Source organism: Oceanobacillus polygoni (genome assembly GCF_008304605.1).
In the GTDB taxonomy this organism is placed as follows: Bacteria; Bacillota; Bacilli; order Bacillales; family Amphibacillaceae; genus Oceanobacillus; species Oceanobacillus polygoni.
Map to the genome: position 1 here is coordinate 35611 of NZ_PIJY01000005.1, position 20035 is coordinate 55645.

The 20035-nt window shown below is 38.3% G+C and carries 20 protein-coding genes; 6 read left to right on the plus strand and 14 right to left on the minus strand.

The genetic code is table 11. The annotated features are described in order from the left end of the window. Positions 1 to 92: 92 nt before the first annotated feature. Genes F1560_RS02715 through F1560_RS02725 form a run of 3 tightly spaced genes read right to left on the minus strand, consistent with a single transcriptional unit; the run spans position 93 to position 5482 of the window. Positions 93 to 377: a hypothetical protein gene (locus F1560_RS02715; protein ID WP_149473114.1), complete on the minus strand. Its 285-nt coding sequence runs from the start codon at positions 375 to 377 to the stop codon at positions 93 to 95. Beyond that, entirely contained in the window at positions 340 to 1812 is a 1473-nt protein-coding gene (gene narH, locus F1560_RS02720; protein ID WP_149473115.1) for a nitrate reductase subunit beta, read from the minus strand. The genes F1560_RS02715 and narH overlap by 38 nt, the downstream gene beginning before the upstream one ends. Then, the gene (locus tag F1560_RS02725; protein WP_149473116.1) at positions 1802 to 5482 is read right to left on the minus strand and encodes a nitrate reductase subunit alpha; all 3681 of its coding nucleotides are present in this window, start codon (positions 5480 to 5482) and stop codon (positions 1802 to 1804) included. Before F1560_RS02725 ends, narH begins: the two co-directional genes overlap by 11 nt. A 261-nt stretch (positions 5483 to 5743) precedes the next feature. Here F1560_RS02725 and F1560_RS02730 point away from each other — a divergent pair, with 261 nt between their 5' ends. After that, the gene (locus tag F1560_RS02730) at positions 5744 to 7234 is read left to right on the plus strand and encodes a nitrate/nitrite transporter (protein WP_149473117.1); all 1491 of its coding nucleotides are present in this window, start codon (positions 5744 to 5746) and stop codon (positions 7232 to 7234) included. Positions 7235 to 7462: 228 nt separating this feature from the next. Here F1560_RS02730 and F1560_RS02735 read toward each other — a convergent pair whose 3' ends face one another. The 3 genes from F1560_RS02735 to F1560_RS02745 form a co-directional block, all read right to left on the minus strand. Continuing rightward, on the minus strand, positions 7463 to 8590 hold the full coding sequence (locus F1560_RS02735) for a TIGR04053 family radical SAM/SPASM domain-containing protein (RefSeq protein WP_149473118.1): 1128 nt from the start codon (positions 8588 to 8590) through the stop codon (positions 7463 to 7465). Between the two features lie 129 nt (positions 8591 to 8719). Continuing rightward, positions 8720 to 8959 carry a DUF2249 domain-containing protein gene (locus tag F1560_RS02740; protein ID WP_149473119.1) on the minus strand — a complete coding sequence of 80 codons (240 nt, stop codon included), beginning with the start codon at positions 8957 to 8959 and terminating at the stop codon, positions 8720 to 8722. A 19-nt stretch (positions 8960 to 8978) separates the two neighbouring features. Then, positions 8979 to 9404 (minus strand): cupredoxin domain-containing protein, encoded by a 426-nt coding sequence (locus F1560_RS02745; RefSeq protein ID WP_149473120.1) that lies wholly within the window; start codon positions 9402 to 9404, stop codon positions 8979 to 8981. A gap of 185 nt (positions 9405 to 9589) precedes the next feature. Between F1560_RS02745 and F1560_RS02750 the strand changes: the two genes are divergently transcribed. Continuing rightward, the gene (locus F1560_RS02750) at positions 9590 to 10282 is read left to right on the plus strand and encodes a Crp/Fnr family transcriptional regulator (protein WP_149473121.1); all 693 of its coding nucleotides are present in this window, start codon (positions 9590 to 9592) and stop codon (positions 10280 to 10282) included. A 54-nt stretch (positions 10283 to 10336) separates the two neighbouring features. On the opposite strand, the gene F1560_RS02755 is transcribed toward F1560_RS02750, so the two are convergent. From F1560_RS02755 to F1560_RS22000, 6 genes are all read right to left on the minus strand, one after another. Continuing rightward, positions 10337 to 11212 (minus strand): metallophosphoesterase, encoded by an 876-nt coding sequence (locus tag F1560_RS02755; RefSeq protein ID WP_149473122.1) that lies wholly within the window; start codon positions 11210 to 11212, stop codon positions 10337 to 10339. Between the two features lie 116 nt (positions 11213 to 11328). After that, on the minus strand, positions 11329 to 11892 hold the full coding sequence (locus F1560_RS02760) for a hypothetical protein (protein WP_149473123.1): 564 nt from the start codon (positions 11890 to 11892) through the stop codon (positions 11329 to 11331). Beyond that, positions 11889 to 12524, minus strand: coding sequence for an SCO family protein (locus F1560_RS02765; protein WP_149473124.1), 636 nt, complete (start codon positions 12522 to 12524; stop codon positions 11889 to 11891). Before F1560_RS02765 ends, F1560_RS02760 begins: the two co-directional genes overlap by 4 nt. A gap of 264 nt (positions 12525 to 12788) precedes the next feature. Continuing rightward, on the minus strand, positions 12789 to 14462 hold the full coding sequence (locus F1560_RS02770) for a cbb3-type cytochrome c oxidase subunit I (protein ID WP_149473125.1): 1674 nt from the start codon (positions 14460 to 14462) through the stop codon (positions 12789 to 12791). A 14-nt stretch (positions 14463 to 14476) separates the two neighbouring features. Continuing rightward, entirely contained in the window at positions 14477 to 14944 is a 468-nt protein-coding gene (locus F1560_RS02775) for a cytochrome c oxidase subunit II (RefSeq protein ID WP_149473126.1), read from the minus strand. A 16-nt stretch (positions 14945 to 14960) separates the two neighbouring features. Continuing rightward, the gene (locus tag F1560_RS22000) at positions 14961 to 15113 is read right to left on the minus strand and encodes a hypothetical protein (protein WP_158586280.1); all 153 of its coding nucleotides are present in this window, start codon (positions 15111 to 15113) and stop codon (positions 14961 to 14963) included. A 310-nt stretch (positions 15114 to 15423) separates the two neighbouring features. On the opposite strand from F1560_RS22000, the gene F1560_RS02780 reads away from it, so the two are divergent. Then, positions 15424 to 15867: a GNAT family N-acetyltransferase gene (locus F1560_RS02780; protein ID WP_149473127.1), complete on the plus strand. Its 444-nt coding sequence runs from the start codon at positions 15424 to 15426 to the stop codon at positions 15865 to 15867. An 86-nt stretch (positions 15868 to 15953) separates the two neighbouring features. On the opposite strand, the gene F1560_RS02785 is transcribed toward F1560_RS02780, so the two are convergent. Further along, positions 15954 to 16511: a DinB family protein gene (locus tag F1560_RS02785; RefSeq protein ID WP_149473128.1), complete on the minus strand. Its 558-nt coding sequence runs from the start codon at positions 16509 to 16511 to the stop codon at positions 15954 to 15956. 190 nt (positions 16512 to 16701) lie between these two features. Between F1560_RS02785 and F1560_RS02790 the strand changes: the two genes are divergently transcribed. Continuing rightward, positions 16702 to 17088, plus strand: coding sequence for a DoxX family protein (locus F1560_RS02790; RefSeq protein WP_149473129.1), 387 nt, complete (start codon positions 16702 to 16704; stop codon positions 17086 to 17088). Positions 17089 to 17233: 145 nt separating this feature from the next. Continuing rightward, positions 17234 to 17854 carry a DUF3298 and DUF4163 domain-containing protein gene (locus F1560_RS02795; protein WP_095314327.1) on the plus strand — a complete coding sequence of 207 codons (621 nt, stop codon included), beginning with the start codon at positions 17234 to 17236 and terminating at the stop codon, positions 17852 to 17854. Between the two features lie 73 nt (positions 17855 to 17927). On the opposite strand, the gene F1560_RS02800 is transcribed toward F1560_RS02795, so the two are convergent. Then, the gene (locus tag F1560_RS02800; protein WP_149473130.1) at positions 17928 to 19118 is read right to left on the minus strand and encodes a DUF4317 domain-containing protein; all 1191 of its coding nucleotides are present in this window, start codon (positions 19116 to 19118) and stop codon (positions 17928 to 17930) included. Between the two features lie 427 nt (positions 19119 to 19545). On the opposite strand from F1560_RS02800, the gene F1560_RS02805 reads away from it, so the two are divergent. Continuing rightward, a complete protein-coding gene (locus F1560_RS02805; RefSeq protein ID WP_149473131.1) occupies positions 19546 to 19749 on the plus strand; it encodes a helix-turn-helix domain-containing protein in 204 nt (67 codons plus the stop codon). Positions 19750 to 20035: the final 286 nt, after the last annotated feature.

Here is a 20035-nt window from a genome sequence, read left to right on the forward strand (position 1 = left end):
TTTTATCTACCTGTGACTGAATGGCTCTCGGTTGATTCTTTTTGCTTTTTTTGTTTTTCTACCGAGATAGGCTGGTTCTCGGTTGATTCTGCTTATTTTCTGTGTTTACCTACCGAGACAGGCTGACTCTCGGTAGGTTCTTCTTGCTTTCTGTGTTTTTCTACCGAGATAGGTTGACTCTCGGTTGATTCTTCTTGCTTTTCTTGTTTATCTACCGAGATAAGCTGACTCTCGGTTGATTCTGCTTGCTTTTCTTGTTTTTCTACCGAGGCAGGCTGGCCCTCGTTTGATTCTGCTTGCTTTCTGTGTTTATCTACCGAGACAGGCTGGCTTTCGCCCTTAGGAAAGAACGCCGCAGCTTCCTGGGCCGCCGGCAAAGTCTAGGCCGCATGCTCCTTGTTCTTCATACAGATCAGCAACTTCTTCTTTGTGGCTATGTGGTATAACGAATCTGTCTTCATACTTAGCAATAGCTAATAGACGGTACATTTCTTTTACTGCTTTTTCGGTTAAACCGAGATCGGAAAGAATATCAGAATCGAATTCTTTTCCAGTTTGTTCAGCTCGCATAAAGTTACGCATTACTGCCATTTTCTTTAGAACCGTACGGATATGCCCGGTATCTCCAGCAGTTAATAGATTTGCAAGGTATTCAATTGGAATACGCATGTTATCAATTGCTGGGAAAATATCCTCTGTATCTGCTGTGCTTCCTTTTCCTTCAATCATGTTCATAACCGGGCTTAGTGGCGGAATGTACCATACCATTGGCATTGTTCTGTATTCCGGATGTAATGGCAGGGCAATCTTCCAATCTATAATCATTTTATAAAGTGGTGATTGTTGAGCTGCTTCAATCCAGTCCATTGGAATTCCATCTTTTTTGGCTTGTTTAATTACTTCAGGATCATTCGGATCAAGGAAAATACCAAGCTGTGCATGATATAATTCCTTTTCATCTTCTACAGATGCTGCTTCCAGCACACGGTCTGCATCATATAGCATGATACCGATATAGCGAATCCGTCCAACACATGTTTCTGCACAAATCGTTGGTTGGCCATTCTCGATTCTCGGGAAACACATCGTGCATTTCTCAGCTTTATTTGTTTTCCAGTTGAAGTATACTTTTTTATACGGACAGGAAGTTACACAATGTCTCCATGCGCGACATGCATTTTGATCCACTAGCACGATTCCATCTTCATCACGCTTATACATTGCTCCCGATGGGCAAGAGGATACACATGGTGCGTTAATACAATGCTCACAAATACGCGGCAGATACATCATGAACACATCTTCGAATTCGGTTTTAATGGATTCTTCCATCTGTACGACGTTTGGATCACGAAGTCCTGTAATATGGCCACCAGCTAAGTCATCTTCCCAGTTCGGTCCCCATTCCAAATCCATGAACTCTCCTGTCACCGCAGATTTCGCCCTGGCAACTGGCTGATGCTTTCTTTCTTTACTAGTTGTTAATGTTTCATAATCATAGTTCCATGGTTCAAAATAATCGTCCATTTCTGGCTGGTTCGGGTTGTAAAACAAGTTTAGTAGTCTATTCGTTTTCGAGCCTGATTTTAACCTTAACTCATCATTGTGAAGCTCCCAGCCACCTTTATATTTCTCTTGATCTTCCCACTGTTTTGGATAGCCAATTCCAGGCTTTGTTTCTACATTATTAAAGTACATGTATTCGGCACCTGGGCGGTTTGTCCACGTATTCTTACATGTCACACTACATGTGTGACACCCAATACACTTATCGAGGTTCATCACCATTCCGACCTGTGCTTTAATTCTCAAGCCAATCTACCTCCTTCATTTTCCGAATAACAACATTCAAGTCACGTTGGTTTCCTGTTGGGCCATAGTAATTAAATCCATAGCTTAATTGGGCATATCCACCAATCATATGGGTTGGTTTTACATGGATTCTCGTTGGGCTATTATGCGTGCCACCGCGATTTTTCGTTAGGCTTGTTCCAGGTGTATGGATATGACGATCTTGAGCGTGATGCATAAACGCCATTGTTCGAGGAATTCTATGCGACACAACCGCTCTAGCTACAACAACCCCATTACGGTTAAAGCATTCAATCCAATCATTATCCTCTACATCAATTTCCGCTGCATCATCTTTATTAAGCCAAACCGTTGGGCCGCCTCGGAATAGAGTTAACATTGGCTGCGCATCAAAGTACATGCTATGAATCGACCATTTATTATGTGGTGTTAGATAGTTCAACGTGATTTCTTTTCCTTCCACTTCCGGCCGTTTGGAACGGAATGGCTTATGGTTCAAAATTGGTTTGAATACGGCAAATGATTCTCCGAATTCCTTCATCATTTCATGATCCAGGAAGTAGGATTGCCTTCCTGTAATGGTTCGAAATGGAATCAAACGTTCAATATTTGTTGTAAAAGGGGAATACCTTCTGCCGCCTTTTTCTGAGCCGCTAAAAGCTGGTGACGTGATAACTGTCATTGGTTGGGCCGTTATTTTTTCGAATGTGAATAGCTCTTCTTCTCTTTCCTCCGCTAAATCTCTTAACTCGAGGTCTGTTACTTCTTCTAAAGCTTCCCATGCTTTTACAGCTACTTTCCCATTCGTTGTGGATGAAAGCATTAAGATTGCTTCACATGCATCTTTGGCATGGGTAATATCTGGACAGTCATCAGCAATCGTGCCATTATCAACCGTTCCAAGTGTATGTTTCACTTGTTCGTATTCTTTTTCCATATTCCAGTTGATACCTTTTCCACCATAAGGCTGTGTTGCAACATTTGGTCCAAGTGCGGTCATTTTGTTATAAATTTGTTTGTAATCACGTTCTACTACATGAATTTGTGGCATCGTTTTACCTGGAATCGGTTCACATTCACCTTTGGACCAGTCTTTAATCTTCCCTAATGGCTGGGCCATTTCTGCTTTTGTATCATGAAGCAGTGGTGTTGCAACGATTTCCTTGATTGTCTCCATATCAATTTCTTCAGCTAAATCCGAAACACCCTTTGCCAAGGCTTTAAAGATATCCCAGTCTGACTTCGCTTCCCATGGTGACGTAATTGCTGGATTAAATGGATGTACGAACGGATGCATATCCGTACTGGATAAGTCGTGCTTTTCATACCAACTCGATGCGGGTAGGATGACATCTGAGTAAAGTGCCGTTCCAGCCATCCGGAAATCAAGATTAATTAATAAATCAAGTTTCCCTTCTGGTGCTTCTTCTCTCCATTTAATTTCCTCGGGGCGAATACTCTCTTCATCATCGTTTAAAAGTCCATGGGATGTTCCTAGTAGATGTTTAAGGAAGTACTCATGCCCTTTTCCTGAACTGGAGATTAAGTTTGCACGCCACACAAATAAGTTTCTAGGGAAATTGACCGGATTATCTGGATCTTCAATTGCAAATTGCAGCTCTTTTTCTTTTAATTGCTTCGCCACATATTTTCCGATATCTTCCGTTGTTTCATAGCCATTTGCTACTGCTTCCTTATAGAGATCAATTCCATTTTTATTGAATGTTGGATAAGATGGAAGCCAGCCAAGGCGGGCAGCCAACACATTGTAATCCCCGTGATGCTCGTATCTTGCTTTTTCATTTGCAGCAGTAAGGTCACTAACAGGTGTTTCCTCAAAACGCCATTGGTCGGTTGCAAAGTAGAAAAAGGATGTACCATTTTGTAGCTTAGCTGGGCCACCCCAGTCTTTCGCTGTTGCAATCGTGCTCCAGCCTTCTGCTGGACGTAATTTTTCTTGCCCAACATAATGGGCCCAACCTCCGCCATTTACACCTTGTGCGCCTACCATTAGGACAAGGTTGACAACAGCACGATAAATTGTGTCTGAGTTAAACCAATGGTTAATTCCAGCGCCAACGATAATCATTGAACGACCTTTTGTATCCACCGCATTTTGTGCAAACTCACGAGCGATTTTAATGACGAGGTTGCGATCAACACCTGTAATTTCTTCTTGCCATGCTGGTGAGAATGGTGCGATATCATCATAAGAACTTGCCACTTCTCCGCCAAGACCACGGTCAATACCATAGTTAGCAAGCATTAAATCATAAACCGTTGCAATGTATTCTATCTTGCCATTCAGTTCCACTTTTTTCACCGGAACCGCACGTGGCAGTACTTTTCTAGTTTTCGCATCAAAATATGGCATATTGACATGTACCACTTCATCTTCCATTCCAAGAAAACTTAGTACAGGTTCAATTTTTTCATTGGTATTCTCGTCAACAAGCTTCAAGTTCCAGTTTCCTTTATCATCCCAGCGGGAACCCATCGTTCCGTGCGGGATTGAAAAACTATTTGTTGCTTGGTTATACATTGCAGGTTTCCATTCATTATTTTCTGCTGTAATGCCAAGGTCAGCTCCATTTAGGAATCTGTCTGCCACAAACATTCCATTATCTTCTTTTAAGCGAACAGAGAATGGAAAATCGGTGTATTGCTTTGCATAGTCCTCAAAGTATGGTGTCATATTTTTATCATAAAATTCATTTAAGATGACATGTCCCATCGCCATTGCAACTGCACCATCTGTTCCCTGTCTCACGGATAGCCAGTCATCGGAGAAAGTCGTTGATTCTGCGTAGTCCGGGCTAACCGAAACAACTTTCGTTCCTTTATAACGAGCCTCTATTAGGAAATGAGCATCTGGTGTACGTGTCATCGGAACATTCGAACCCCATGTGATAATGTAGCTTGAGTTAAACCAATCCGAGCTTTCTGGTACATCTGTTTGATCACCCCAAATTTGTGGAGACGCTGGTGGCAAGTCGGCATACCAATCATAGAAGCTGAGCATTGGGCCGCCCATTAATTGCATAAAACGGCTTCCTGCCGCATGGCTGATCATGGACATGGCTGGAATTGGAGAAAAACCAACATTTCGATCTGGTCCATATTTCACAATCGTATATAAAGTAGATGCAGCTATTAGCTTTGCTACTTCTTCCCAGTCTGCTCGAACAAGTCCACCCTTTCCTCTTGCTCGTTTATAGGAATTTGCTTTTTCTTTGTCCTCTACAATGCTCTTCCACGCTTCCAATGGATTATCATAAATAGCTAATGCTTCTTTCCATAAAACTAGTAATTTTTTACGTATATATGGATATTTCACACGTAGTGGGCTATAAACATACCAGGAAAAACTAGCTCCTCTTGGACAGCCGCGCGGTTCAAACTCTGGCATGTCTGGACCTGTTGTTGGATAGTCCAATTGTTGTCCTTCCCATGTAACAATCCCGTCTTTCACATAAATATTCCAGCTGCATGATCCGGTACAGTTGACTCCATGTGTGGAGCGAATAACCTTATCATGCTGCCATCTTCTTCGGTATACATTTTCCCAGTCACGGTTACCTTCTAGTAATTGACTATGCTTATTAGAATACGTTTCTTTTGGTTTTAAATAGTTCAATCGTTGCCAAAGTGGAGATGGTTTCTTCTTCATCATTGTCCCTCCATGTAAATTGCTTTGTTCTACCATCCATATTAAACATCTCAGCTACAGACAAGTTGTGAAATACATCACACCTATTTAAGATGTCAAACTTTAGACAAAAATTATCAATTGAATCGTTGGATAGGACTTGATTCAAAAATCGGTCACAGGTTATGTGATGTTTTTCACTACTAATTTTAGAAAGCATCGTTAAACTTATAACCAATTAAATACAAAACTAAATTTTTATAAAGAAAGGTACGATTTATTATGAAGAAACCGGGTTTACAGCTATCCTTACAAACATCGAGTTTAGTCGTTGGATTTATGGTATGGGTGCTCATTTCATCGCTAATGCCATATATCACAGTAGATATTCCACTGACTTCTGGGCAAGCTTCGATCGTAACTGCTATTCCAGTTATTTTGGGCTCACTCATGCGTATACCAATTGGTTTTTATGCAGATCGATTTGGCGCAAGAATTATTTTCTTCATTAGCTTTCTCATTCTTTTATTTCCGGTATTTTACCTAAGTGTAGCGAGTTCCTTTGCCGATCTAGTCATTGGCGGACTGATACTAGGTATTGGGGGAGCAACCTTTTCCATTGGAGTTACATCACTGCCTAAATATTATCCAAAGGAAAAACACGGCTTTATTAATGGGGTGTACGGTGTTGGTAATATCGGAACCGCCATTACAACGTTTGGAGCTCCAATCATTGCCGAATCTATTGGTTGGCAAGGAACTGTTCGCGTATTTTTGATTATTGTCGTAGTGTACTCCGCATTGATTTTTATCTTTGGAGATCGTAAAGAAGCAAAAGTAAAGAAATCTATGGTTGAACAAATTCGAGGTGTCTATAAAAATTCGACATTGTGGTTTCTTAGCTTATTTTATTTCATTACATTCGGCGCTTTTGTTGCCTTCACGATGTTCCTACCAAGTTTCCTAGTTGATAATTTTGGTTTAGCGCCTGTGGATGCAGGAATTAGGACAGCAATATTCATTTTAATTGCAACCTTGCTGCGACCAGTTGGAGGATTGCTTGCAGATAAGTTTAATCCATTTATTATTTTAATGTTTGTTTTCATCGGGGTTGCCTTTTCAGGTATCTTACTATCATTTTCACCTGATATTATTTGGTATACCGTTGGTGCATTAGCCGTAGGAATTACCGTTGGGGTTGGAAATGGTACAGTCTTTAAATTAGTGCCGTTGTATTTTTCCAAACAAGCAGGGATTGTGAATGGAATTGTATCCGCTATGGGTGGACTAGGTGGTTTCTTTCCACCATTGCTGTTGACTGCTGTTGCAAATATTACTGGACACCATGCGATTGCTTTCATGTTAATGTCAGAATTCGCCTTCGTAAGTTTCGTTATTGTTATTTTTATGTATTACCAGGAACGAGTAAGTGTCGAAGGTAAAATTATCGAAAGTGCTGCAGAAGGAATCATGGTAACGAATAAAAAACGTATCATCCAAAATGTTAATCCAGCTTTTGAACGAATTACCGGTTATACAAAAGAGGAAGTACTTGGAAAGACTCCAGCAATTCTAAAATCTGGTAAACAAGACAAAGCATTTTATGATGGAATGTGGAATTCAATTAATGAAAAAGGCTTCTGGGAAGGTGAAATTTGGAACAAACGAAAAAATGGAGAACTGTATCCGGAGTTGCTTACCATAAGTCCAGTTAAGAATAATGTTGGCGAGATTAATTACTATGTTGGTGTTTTCAATGATATAACACATTAACAAAAGCGGAAGCGCCCGGTTAGCGACGTACGGACTGGACTGAACCGAAGGAGATAAAGGAAACACGGCGACCGTAGGGAGTCGATGTTGACTTATCGTACGGAGGTGAGGGAAGTCTCGCTAGTCGTTGGGCGCTGGAGCTGGACATGGCTACTTAGGTAACTAAGTTATATACATCATTCAAAATTTTATAGTTTTCTAGTTGAAAAAATCCTGAGTTGATATTACTCAGGATTTTTTACTCTTTTTACGCATTGCTCTTGGAATATAAACACAATACGGTTCACTTTCCATATAATCTCCGGTTACATTATATGCGCGTGATCTTGAGCCACCGCAAACATGGCGAAATTCACATACACCGCATTTCCCTTTGTACATGTCCGGATTACGCAAATTTTGAAAGACCTCTGATTCTCTGTAGATTTCCGCAAGCGGCGTGCGCCTGATATTTCCAGCACGAATTGGCAGTAATCCACTCGGGTACACATCTCCTGTATGGGAAATGAATACAAAGCCATTTCCATCATTAACCCCTTTTGGTGCACGTCCCAGTCCATCAATCTGTCCTGTTTTCCCTTGGTTCATCGCATCCTCATAGAAAATTTGATCTTTGTCGCTCATCCCTCTATGTTCTCGCATTTTTTGCTGAATAACAACACGCCGATAGTGCTGGCCAGCGGTTGTTTTAATATCAAATGGAACACGTTTGGATAATTGATACAACCAGCGGAATACCTTTTCATGCTCGGCAGGTGTAATCATGTCCGATTCTTTCCCTCGACCTGTTGGTACAAGGAAAAACACACTCCATAATACACAGTTCAGGTTTTCAACCAGCTCTGCCATTTCATCTAAGTACTCATAATTATATCGAGAGATTACGGTATTGATTTGCAGCGGCATATCCAGTTCATGTAAATACGTAATCGCATTCATCGTTAAGTCAAACGATCCTTCTGTTCCTCGAAAATGATCATGTACTTCCTTACAATGTCCATCAATACTAAATGCCCATCTCGCAAGTCCAATATCCTTCGCTTTTTGCATTGCCTCTTTTGTTACATTTGGTGTGGCAGATGGAGTCATGGACACACGCACACCTTTTTGAATAGCGTATTCAGCAATATCAAAAACATCTGGTCGTTCTAATGGATCTCCACCTGTAAACACAAGCATGGGATTATCCATCTCATATATGGCATCGATTAATTTCTTTCCTTCATCAAACGTTATTTCTAATGGATGTCTATGATACTGAGCTTCTGCACGGCAATGCAGACAATGCAGCTGACAAGCACGGGTTAGTTCCCATATAACAATAAACGGGTTTTCGTTATAATCTCGATTAAACATCGCTTTCGTCCCTTTCAGGTAGTTTAGCTTCAGTGTAGACTAATTCGGAAAATATTTATGTGAGGTTTATCACTTATCCTCATAAGTAAGAAACCCCTGATCACAATGAACAGGGGCTACGATAAATTATTATCTCTTTTCAATCTCTACTCTCCAAAGCTCTGGACCTTCTTCTACGTATTCCCAATGAAAAGAACCTTCCCTTTCAATTAAAAATTGATAGTATAAAAGTTTTGGATCATGCGTATTCGAAAGATGCATCACTTCTCCAGATTTTAAACGATCAAATGTTTCTAAAATCCTTACATGACGAATCTTTGGTCTAATATCTGGTGCATGTAAGGTTACAGCATATTGTTTCTCGTTCATTTAATGACCCCCGAAAACCTTATAAGACAACTAATGTTGCAACCATTTCTGCGTGATCTTCCCCACAGAAAATATTACAGTATATTTCATATTCACCTGGCTCCTCCGGAATGATAACTGCTTCTCCATCCCCCTCAATTTTAACGCCAAGTTCATTAATCGCAATTCCATGGTGTCCTTCTTCATTTGTTAATGTAATCGTTACTTCCTCTCCGGATTGAACGACAAATTTATCCTGGTTAAAGTCAAAGTCCGTTGCAACAATATTGACTTCATTTGTTACTTCCTCCGATTCATCAGAAGCACTAGATTCGTTAGACTGTTCTGTTACCGTTTCTTCCCTATTGTCAGCTTCTTCATTTGCAGAACTACTTTCATCCCCTCCGCAAGCAACGAGTGAAATTAGTAATCCGATAAATAGGATAGCTAATAAACCTTTTTTCATGTTGACGCCTCCTCTATTTTTTATTACATCTATAGTATACTCCCACTTTATTTGCTAGACTGTGAGGTACAGCACTTGTTTTATGTGATTTTAATCACAATCATCGGATAAGGAGTGATATTTCTCACATGAATAATGAAAAAGAATGATATGCTATATATAAGTGAGTTAGAGGAGGTATTGTGATGTATCCAGATTCAGTGAAAAAGCTATTACAACGCTTTCCACTTTTCAAAAGTTTAACGGATTATGAAATTGCTCCGATTTTAAGTATTGCTCAAAATCGAACATATAGGCAGGGAACTCATGTCTTTATGCAAGATGAACCACTGACTAATGTATATTTTATCCATCAAGGAAAAATAAAAATATATCGAACGGATATCCATGGAAAAGAACAAATTATAAATGTTTTGAATGATGGAGATATGTTTCCGCATCAAGGTTTTTTCCGCAACGATAACTACCCAGCACATGCCGAAATAATGGAGGAAGCCGTGCTTACTTATATTCCGACTCCATTGTTTGAGGACTTTTTAATCAACAACCCCGAAGTAAGCATTAAAATTTTCCGGGTTCTAGGAGATAAAATTGTTGACTTGCAAAACCGTCTTGAGGAAAAAATTTTGCGTAACACCTATGAACAGATTATTCTATTATTACTTCGACTTGGAAAAAAATATGGAATTGAAACCGCGGCAGACCAGCTTACACTAACGACACATTTTACCAATAAGGATTTAGCAAACATGATTGGATCAAGCAGAGAAACCGTTAGCAGAACCCTCACCCAATTAAAGAAAAAACAACTCATATCAACAGATAGTAGCGGAAACATGGTATTAGATACAAAACAATTAAAAGAAGAGTTATTTTAGAAAACTATAGTGTCTTCCCCCCTGCCTGTACAGGAAGGGGGGAAGACTGTATTATTATTCTCCAGAAATTTTAATCACGCTAAGCTGACTTTGATTAAGGAAACGGATTGGCGCAACACTTGTCCCAACACCACTATCAATATAAAGAAACTGATTTGTGCCAAATTCATATGTCCCTTTTTCCAGCTTAGGGAAGAATCCTTGGTCTGGAGCAACTAAAGCACCAATTAACGGGACTCGCACTTGTCCTCCATGCGTATGACCGCTCAAAATTAAATCTGCTGGAATACCTTCATACTTATCCAGAATACTAGGCGTATGCGATAGTAAAACCGTATAGCTTTCTGGATTCACATTCATAAACGCCCTATCGAGATCTTCATGATTGGTTGAAGCATCATCAATTCCTGCTAGATTCAGCTTCACATTATTTATTGCAAGCTCAGTATGTTGATTGTTTAAAATGGTTATATCCCTTTTTTCAAGACCATCTAATAGAGACTTTCTATTTGGATTGTCCCATTCATGGTTACCGGAGACAAAATAGACATGCTGATTTAAAGCTTTCAGTCTCTCAACCAATGAAAAGACAGAATCGAAATTATCTGTACGCCTATCTACAAGATCACCAGTCAATACGATAATGTCAGCATCTATTTCTTCCACGGTATCTAGCAACTTTTCATTGTTATCACCAAAAACTTTATTATGTACATCACTAATTTGGAGAATCGTGAAGTCGGTGCCAGGTGGTATTTTATCCGTCTGAAATTGGACGCGGTTCACTTTAAAAATGTTCGTATCCATATATGCTTTTGTTGAAAATAAAAGCATACATAAAGCCCCAATACTGAGCGCTAACCTTTTTCGCTTCTTGCGATTTCTTACTTTAGTAGTTTTCTCTTCCTGTTGAATGATTTGCTTTAACATGTGATCTTTCAATCCCCTCAGGTAATTATCTACCTTTTTAGTTTAATCGAAATGACAAGTAATAACACGAAAAAAGAACGCAATTCTATTTAAAGAATACGCTCTTTTTCATACCATCATGTTTCACCATATTCTTCTTTATCAATAAACAACGTTTGAATAAAATAAATCACAATACATAGTCCGGTTAATAAAAACGTCCAACCTAGTGCCTTTTGTTCTTTTATTAAGTAGCTATTACAAATTTGATTCGGGGATAAGATATAAATACAAGCCATGATTCCAAAAAGGATACTTAGAAGAATAAAGATGCTGTTTTTACCTTTTATTGTTAATTTACTCCAACTATCACGCAGTGGGACTCCAGCTAAGAATGGCAGACTAATAAACTTGAAAATTTCTGCGGCAGAAACGGTTAATGCTTCATCCATCGTACGCGGGATCATCCAGTAGCTTATGATAATCATAAATAACACAATTCCAGGCACACCGTTTTCATTCCATTTTTCAAAAAACGCTGGGAAGGTTTGTTGGAGGAATGGGGTGAACAGCATCCCCACCATCACGAGTAATGGCATTTGCATATGCATATGAACAACCATTATCGATTCCAATAGTGTAACTACAGGTGGAAGCATTAAGAATAGATAGATACCTAATCCATAGATTGGTTGTTTCATGACTTATCCCCCACTTCAGTTCGCAGGATAGCATTAACTTTACTTGCTGCTTGATCAATATTTTCGTAATCCATCACATCTACAAGCTTTCCTTCTGGGTTGACTAAATAAAATGCAGCATTATGAGCGAAGTGACCATTATTATCTGGAATGACGATTACACCAAAACGATCCAATAGTCCATCTAGTTCTTGCTGGTCAGGTATTCTTGCCATCCGCCATGTTTCCCCATCACTATTAAAATAGTTGCGATAATGTTCTAATGTTGCTGGATCATCATTTTCAGGATCAAAACTAATACTCATAAATACAATATCCTCACCGATATATTGTTCTGGAATTTGGTTGTAAACTTGTGCAAGATTCATTTCAAGCAACAAACAAACATCCGTGCATGCTGTATAAATAAAGGTTAACATGACGTATTTCCCTTGAAATTCAGAAAGTGAGTATACCCTTTCCTTGCTATCCTCTAATGTTACCTTAGGAAACTCTGGCTTTTCTTCAACCAGCTTCATTGTTCTTGCCTGTTCAGCTGTATAAGCTGTAAATCCGTCTGTACCAATTAAAAACAGCCCAAAACCAAACACGATAACAATGATGAGTGCGAATGTACTCCGCTTTTTGATCATACAATCACGTCCTACAATGATTTTTTAATCATGAGGCTGGGGCTTGTTTTAATATAGGAAAAATCCGAACGCCCCGCTCCGGAGATATGCTCCGCGCACCTTAGGGCGGCTGGTGAGCCCCCTTGTGCTATCGCACTTCGGTGTCTCACCTATGCCCTCCCTCACGCGGGAGTCTACGTATATTTCCTACGCTACTTTTGTGCATCGTTCGTTTTTCACGCCTAACACTTTAGTTACGTCCCTACCTTTTCGATTTTAAATGAATCACCACGTTATAAATGGCGGAGATCCTGGTACATCGAGTATTTCAATGATTGGAACGACATATCCCATGGCGACAATTGCAATTAGTAATACAATTGTGAGCCCCCATCTTTCCGTCCATTTTGGTGCAGGGTAAGCATCCGCTTCTTGCTCTGCAATTGGAAATTCCGTTTTTCCTTTTGGCGCAAAGAACATCAGATGAACAGCGATATAAACCATGAGCAACACTGCGACAATTAGAAGTGTACCACCAATCGCAAGGAAAATCAGATATGGATCCCAGCTTAATGCTGCCTGATGGTCCCCGTAAGTTGTATAGGAGGTTCTCCGTGGTGAGCCTAAGAGTCCAACTGCATGCATAGATCCAGCCATAAACAACATACCAACTGTCCATAAAATCGTTTGGATAATACCTAATCGATTAATCTGTGGTGTGAATTTACGTTTTGATAAATATGGAATTAACCAATACGAAATCCCGAAAAATGTTAATGCAACGGTAACGCCAACTGTTAAATGGAAATGTCCCACAACCCATAATGAATTATGGACGACTTGGTTTAACTGATTATTTGTTTGCGCAATCCCACCAGCTCCACCAGGGATAAAGGCAGCCATCGCAATAAATGGAGCTAAGAAACGAACGTCTCCCCATGGTAATTTTTTAAACCAACCTAATAGACCTTTTCCGCCTTTTCTTCTGCCAGTACGTTCGAATACAGCAAACATTGCAAATGCTGTCATGAGTGATGGAAAACCAATGGATAAACTCATAAATACGTGGATAAATTTCCAGCTTTCTGTAATTCCTGGGTCAACAATTTGATGGTGGAAGCCTCCTGGAATATTCAGAATAACTAATAGAATAACGACTAAACGTGTTAATGCATCACTAAATCCCTTTCCGCCAATAATTTTCGGCACGGCTACATACCATGCAGAAATTGCTGTTAAATACCAAATGTTTACCAGCGTGTGACCAAAGCTCCAGAACAATGTCCGGCTAAGCATGACATTAATGGTTTCTTTCCAGCCGAAAGCCCATGGAATCAACGTTAATACCTCAACAGCAACCCCAATACTTCCAAATACAAGCATGACGAACACACCGGTTGCAAAGAATGCCAGCAATGGGATATGCTGTCCTTTATGGTTTTTTCTCCAATGCGCCACATTGATAAATGCTCCAAATGCAGCAATCCAGATTCCTACTACTAGAAATACTAATCCGATATAAAACCATGGAGATGCTTGCATTGGGGGATAAAAGGTAAACATAACCGAAGCTTCTCCCGCAATAATAGTTGCTGCAACAAAGACAACACCGATTACCATGCATCCAAAAGCAATCCAGCCCATGTTTCTAACTTTAGGAAGAAGTCCTCCGAGTGTATGAGATAATGCTGCGTAAAAATAACCAACAGCAAATGTTGTCGTAAATACGAGCAGCAATAAAATACCGTGTGCTGTCAGCGTCTGATAATAATCAAACCATGATGGCAATTCGAATAACCCAGCTCGATTTAGACCTTGCAGCAATCCTAAAACTCCACCAATTAATAGTGCTGTAAAAGAAACGACTAAAAAAGTTAATGATAACGTTGCATCTTTCGCATTCACTCCTAATGCTTCCGTGATTTTATGATGAAACACATTTTTTTCAGCTAAATCCATTTTGCTTCCCTCCTTTATTTCACAACAATTGTCATTGCCATCATTTGATGCCCAATACCACAGTACTCATTACAAATGACTAGATATTCACCAGGAGTATCAAACTTTTGCGAAATGCGTTGTACATGTCCAGGTGTTACCATCGCATTGATGTTTGTACCAATTACTTGAATACCGTGCACTACGTCCTTTGATGTCATCGTAAAATGTACTTCTGAACCAGCAGGAATTTCAATCTCATTTGGATTAAACCGAAATGCTTCCAGTGTCATAACAACCTCGTACTCATCCGCTCCAACCTCAAAAATGCCAGGATTATCAAATGGTGCCGTTTCATCCACCTTCTGAGGATCAAGTGTTTCCATCCCACTTGGGGGTGCCATTCCATGCGCAAAAGCCTGGTAACCAGTAAAAACCATAGCTAAAATAATAATTCCAACACCGACAATTAACCAAATCTCTTCAGCACGATGTAATTTCATCCTTATACCTCCCTTGTTAAATTCTGATCATATAAAATACAATGAGTAATAATGTAAAAGCGACGATAGATCCTCCAACAAAAACAACAGAAGAAAATAATGCTCCTTTAAAAGAATGTTCCTCATCCGTAACATTTACTTTTTCTTTCATATCTTTGTTTATTTCCATTCATGACGCCTCCCTTATCCTTCTTAAGTCCATTTTAAAATGGATAAGCAATGAATTAAGTGAAGCACATCACACTTAAGAAGTGATTTAGAGCACAGAAGGATGTCTTCGTGACAGCTTTTTGAACGATGCAGGGAAGTGGCATTATTTGAGCTGTGTAAATTGGTTTCATACAAAGTCAGAAAGCAACCAAGCTTATGAAAACCAACTAGGTACTATAAAATAGAAATAAACATAGTGCAGGAGACGCTTCAAATATTTCTATAAATGTTGTAAATATTGTGTATAATTCAAAAGAGGGGGAATAAATATGGTGTATTTAGAAACGATTACGAAGGACAATTGGCTGAAGGCTATTTCACTGCGTGTTCGGGAAGATCAAGTGGGGTTTGTGGCATCAAATGCGGTTTCACTGGCTCAATTAAATTTTCTTGAAAATTTCCATGCAAAAGGAATTTATCTTGATGAGGAAATGATTGGATTTGCCCTCTATGGAATGGACGAAGAGGATAATGAGTACTGGATTTATCGAATGATGATTGATCAAAAGCATCAAGGAAAAGGTTATGGAGTAAAAGCGATTCAACTTATCATCGATGATATTAAGACGATGAAAGAAGAGCACCATCAAACGATCACCCTGTCTTATGAGCCAGTTAATCAACATGCAAAATATGTTTACGAAAAGTTAGGTTTCCAAGATGTAGAAGGACTAATTAATGAAGGCGAACAAGTTATGCGCTTTACGTTTTAATGAAAAAAAGCTGACGGAGCATTTAGTCAAGTCAGCTTTTTTAGCAGGTTTAACGATTTCTTCTACATTTGTGGGTCGTAAGCGATTTACATTTTATCACTTTCTGAAAAGTATTTTAAGGTTAAATCAAAATGATGCTTTTCATGTACAGCGATAAGATGAATGCTTTGAATTAAGTTCGGATAATGGGCAATAGGATCTGGATAATAAATTTGTCCCGCCACATCCTGCGGAATATGTTTCAGTATATTTTTTAGCTGTTCTGTCTCATATTCCAAAAACCATTCAATTTCAGTAACATTCCATTTATTATCCAGACCAGAAGGCGGCATAATCAGTGAAGGGGCACGCATTGATCTTTTCTTTTTGTCCTTATATTCTTCATAAATATTATGTATTTCTGTTTTATAGGATTGTTGCTTTCGAACATAAGCAAGTGGCAGCATGACGGGAATATAGAAATTCGAAAATCGCCTAAACAACTTTACCATTAAGAATAAATGATATAACGTTTCACCTATTGACCACTTGTCAGGAAAAGGTCTATTCCAACCCCGCTCAAAGTTCAATGTCCTATTATGATAAAAAGCCTCTCGCTGCTTGATTAATCTATTAAAATGCTTTTCCATCTCAGTACTTTTCAATCGGCTCAGCTCCTATTATTAATAATCTTTATAAAATAATTCGACATAAGAACAAGTAAACCTTTGAATTCAGCACTAAATAAACAAAATATTACGTGTTTTAAACATATCCTTGACATACATAAGTTATCAATTTATAGTTACTGTTATAAAGTAACTAAGTGACAAATTATTCAGGAGGTGAAGTTACATGACTAAAAATGAAGTAGGTTCAGTTATCTTAAGAATTGTTTTAGGTATAACTTTTTTCATACACGGTTTGGATAAGTTTCAAGCTGGGATTGGCAATATAGCGGGCTATTTTGATAGTCTCGGAATTCCAGGATTCTTAGCATACATTGTTGCACTTATCGAATTAGTTGGTGGCATTGCTTTAATTCTTGGTATTGGTACGAAAATTATTTCTGCTTTAATCGCTATTATCATGCTAGGAGCTATCTTTACTGCAAAGCTTTCCTTAGGATTCCTCGATGGATATGAATTAGACACAGCACTGCTTGCTATTTCTATTTATCTAATTCTCGCAGACCGTACACCATTTTCGCTGGATCACCAAATAGCAGCAAAAAATAAATAACAAACAACGAGGTTATCTAAGCAAATTTCATGGAAAACCTCGTTGTTATTAACAATATAAATTTGCAATAAGGACGGTGCTGCCGATACCGTTTTCACATCTTACATCTTTTAGGAATAAGATGTGTTAAAAAAGGATGAGAAAAATGCCTATCTCTCTCCCAACAGAGATACAAACACTTCAGATAAGCGATGAAGTGAATAAGACTATTTATTATCCACGAGTTTTCCTTACGCATAATCAAGAGCTTGAGCAAGCAATCAACCGAAGCATTGTTCTAAAAACACAACAGCTAATTGACCAGCAAGTTGGAGATTCACCAACAACACTTGAAGAAATGCTAGGTTATTTTGAAATTAAAAATAATCAACGTGATGTTCTAAGCTTTACCTTTACGAATTATGCTTACCGTTATCACGCTGCCCATGGTATGACCTTTATTAATTCCTTAACCTACGACCTTAAAAAGCAAAAGCCTTGTGAACTGAAAGATTTATTTAAACCTGGCAGCAATTATGTCGAACGCCTCTCCCAATTAATTCAAGAACAGATTAAACAACGTGATATCCAATTAATTAATGAATTTAAGGAAATCGCTCCGAACCAAGACTACTACATTGCAGACAAAACCCTTGTCATATATTTTCAGCTATATGATATTACCCCATATGTATTTGGTTTCCCAATGTTCCCAATCTCTGTTTATGACATTCAGGATATTATTGTTGAAGATGGTCCGCTTGGCAGAATGGCGGAGAATAATTAATAGCAGACTAAAAAATACCAGCTAGAAAAGTATGATACTTTTCTAGCTGGCTCTAACTAAAATTGGGTCTCCATTATTCTTCATTTTCTTGTTTTTTTTCAAATAAAACCTCTGGAATCACTTCAAATCCTTCAATGACCGTGTTTTCTTCTACTTCAATCATTAAGCTGAGCTTGCCGTCGAATTGGATTTGACGGACATACCTTAAATCTTGTGGACTAATCGAAATATCCGCTATTTTCGTCTTAATTTTAATTGACTTTGAATTATACTTCGGCATGATACTGCTCGCTTTTAATTCATAGGATTCATCATCAATCACTCGTTTAAAAGCTGTTTCGACCTTTTCTGTATCAATATCTTCTATCCCACTGTTTTTCAGAACCTTCTCTACATCCTTATAATCTAGTTTTGGCACGTCCTCTTCTTCGTTTTCCTCTACGGCTCTATGGATTTCCTCATATACATTTGAAAGCGTTGCTGTATCGATTTGATCGCCTACAACCTTTTTCACAATTTCCTCAAAGACAATTTTATCCTCCCCGGCAGTCATAGCCTCTTCCGCATTTAATACTTCTTCAATAAAATGATAGTTTAATTCGTTTGCTTTCCCAGCTGAATAGAGAATATAATTTACATCTGCCGCATTGTCCGTAAAACAAGGGAATAAAAATCCGGATATCGGTGCGTTTAAATTAATAATTGGGTCCACAACAAAGTTATATTTAAATTCCTTTTCCACATAATCAAACAGTAATTCCTTTTTCGGATCTAGTGTCTTATTCATACTGCATAGGATAAAGGGATGGGAGTAAACGGTGTTTTTCTCACTTTCTTCGCCTTCTTCACTTTGGCGCTTCATCGGTTTTCTATATTCTCCACGAATAAACGTAACGACAATATCCATTTCATATTGCTTATCCTTTAGCATTTTCTCAACAAGCTTGAGCATTTGTTCCTTCCAGTCCTCTGTATCTGGACTAAGCAGACCTTGATGCAGAATAAGCTGACTGCTATTCTCCACATCTCGCTGGAATTTTAGTTCAAATACTTTCTCATCCAATTGGCCAGATAATACTTTTTTAAAATTAGCCATAAATAATTCCTGCTGTTCAACTTCGAGCATCTCAAATGGTGTACTTTGATGATGGTAAATATCACTCGATTCTTTCATGATATATACATTAAAGATTTCATTAAGTTTTAATAAATCATTATTCACTTTGAATTGCTTTCGAATATTTGCTATATCTTTTTTATTCAATCTCGTTCCACTCCTAAGTTAATGATCGCTATCTTTCATTAGAAATTATGTCAAAATAAAAGTGGAGAGTAAATCCTAAATCTTGATTTACTCTCCATTTTCTTTATTCATTTTAACACATAATTTCTTTATTTTGTCATTAACCAAAATTAGATCTTTCAACAATTAATAGGAGCAGAAATACTTGTTCACTAGGATTAGCCTGAAGCCTGACCTGGTGTAAAAAGCATTTTAAGAAACACTTTTTCGAGATCTGTCAGTTACTGCAAAAAACTCTGTTCTATTCTAAGGTCATTCTCTCACCCCCTTTCTTATCAACTAAAAGGGAGTGAGCCACCACCCACGAAAGCCTTATGCACATAAACTTATTATCTATATAGATGATAAAATAAACACTTATAGTACAAGCCTAAAAGGACTGATACAAATGAATAAACCAACTTTTCCGCTTACAGATGTTTTTACTGCTAGTACAGCTTCAAAGGAATTTGGAATCCCTTATAGCACTATAAAAGATGACTTAAACAGAAACAATAAATTTAATGACCAAATAAAGCGCGGTCTAGTAAAAAAAGAAGGTCGTGTATGGCTTATTACAAGACAAGCTATAAAAGAAGTTTACAAAAAATAAAAGCAGGATATATTTTTCCTACTTAAGCAAAAAGTAATAACTTAAATTGTTGTCAATACTCTTTAAGGGAGTGTAAGTTGGAATTGTAACTCGAGCTTTAATACTAAAACTAGCCTCTTTATCCAAACCTCAAAATCTGACAACTAAGTAGAATTTAAATTGGAGGAAAAAACTTTGGAAGAAGTTAATATTGGTTTACTGACGATCAAAGTCATCGTTGGTTTTGCCACTTTATTTCTTATCATTATCATAACAGGCAGAACATCCATCTATCAGTTAACCCCGT

Bases quoted from the DNA above. Each gene is read 5' to 3' on its own strand.
- F1560_RS02770 (WP_149473125.1), bottom strand. From the start codon at position 14,462: ATGGATTTAGCTGAAAAAAATGTGTTTCATCATAAAATCACGGAAGCA.
- F1560_RS02730 (WP_149473117.1), top strand. From the start codon at position 5,744: ATGAAGAAACCGGGTTTACAGCTATCCTTACAAACATCGAGTTTAGTC.
- F1560_RS02790 (WP_149473129.1), top strand. From the start codon at position 16,702: ATGACTAAAAATGAAGTAGGTTCAGTTATCTTAAGAATTGTTTTAGGT.
- F1560_RS02740 (WP_149473119.1), bottom strand. From the start codon at position 8,959: ATGAACGAGAAACAATATGCTGTAACCTTACATGCACCAGATATTAGA.
- F1560_RS02750 (WP_149473121.1), top strand. From the start codon at position 9,590: ATGTATCCAGATTCAGTGAAAAAGCTATTACAACGCTTTCCACTTTTC.
- F1560_RS02805 (WP_149473131.1), top strand. From the start codon at position 19,546: ATGAATAAACCAACTTTTCCGCTTACAGATGTTTTTACTGCTAGTACA.
- F1560_RS02755 (WP_149473122.1), bottom strand. From the start codon at position 11,212: ATGTTAAAGCAAATCATTCAACAGGAAGAGAAAACTACTAAAGTAAGA.
- F1560_RS22000 (WP_158586280.1), bottom strand. From the start codon at position 15,113: ATGGAAATAAACAAAGATATGAAAGAAAAAGTAAATGTTACGGATGAG.
- F1560_RS02780 (WP_149473127.1), top strand. From the start codon at position 15,424: ATGGTGTATTTAGAAACGATTACGAAGGACAATTGGCTGAAGGCTATT.
- F1560_RS02725 (WP_149473116.1), bottom strand. From the start codon at position 5,482: ATGAAGAAGAAACCATCTCCACTTTGGCAACGATTGAACTATTTAAAA.
- F1560_RS02765 (WP_149473124.1), bottom strand. From the start codon at position 12,524: ATGATCAAAAAGCGGAGTACATTCGCACTCATCATTGTTATCGTGTTT.
- F1560_RS02760 (WP_149473123.1), bottom strand. From the start codon at position 11,892: ATGAAACAACCAATCTATGGATTAGGTATCTATCTATTCTTAATGCTT.
- F1560_RS02745 (WP_149473120.1), bottom strand. From the start codon at position 9,404: ATGAAAAAAGGTTTATTAGCTATCCTATTTATCGGATTACTAATTTCA.
- F1560_RS02775 (WP_149473126.1), bottom strand. From the start codon at position 14,944: ATGAAATTACATCGTGCTGAAGAGATTTGGTTAATTGTCGGTGTTGGA.
- F1560_RS02795 (WP_095314327.1), top strand. From the start codon at position 17,234: ATGCCTATCTCTCTCCCAACAGAGATACAAACACTTCAGATAAGCGAT.
- F1560_RS02735 (WP_149473118.1), bottom strand. From the start codon at position 8,590: ATGTTTAATCGAGATTATAACGAAAACCCGTTTATTGTTATATGGGAA.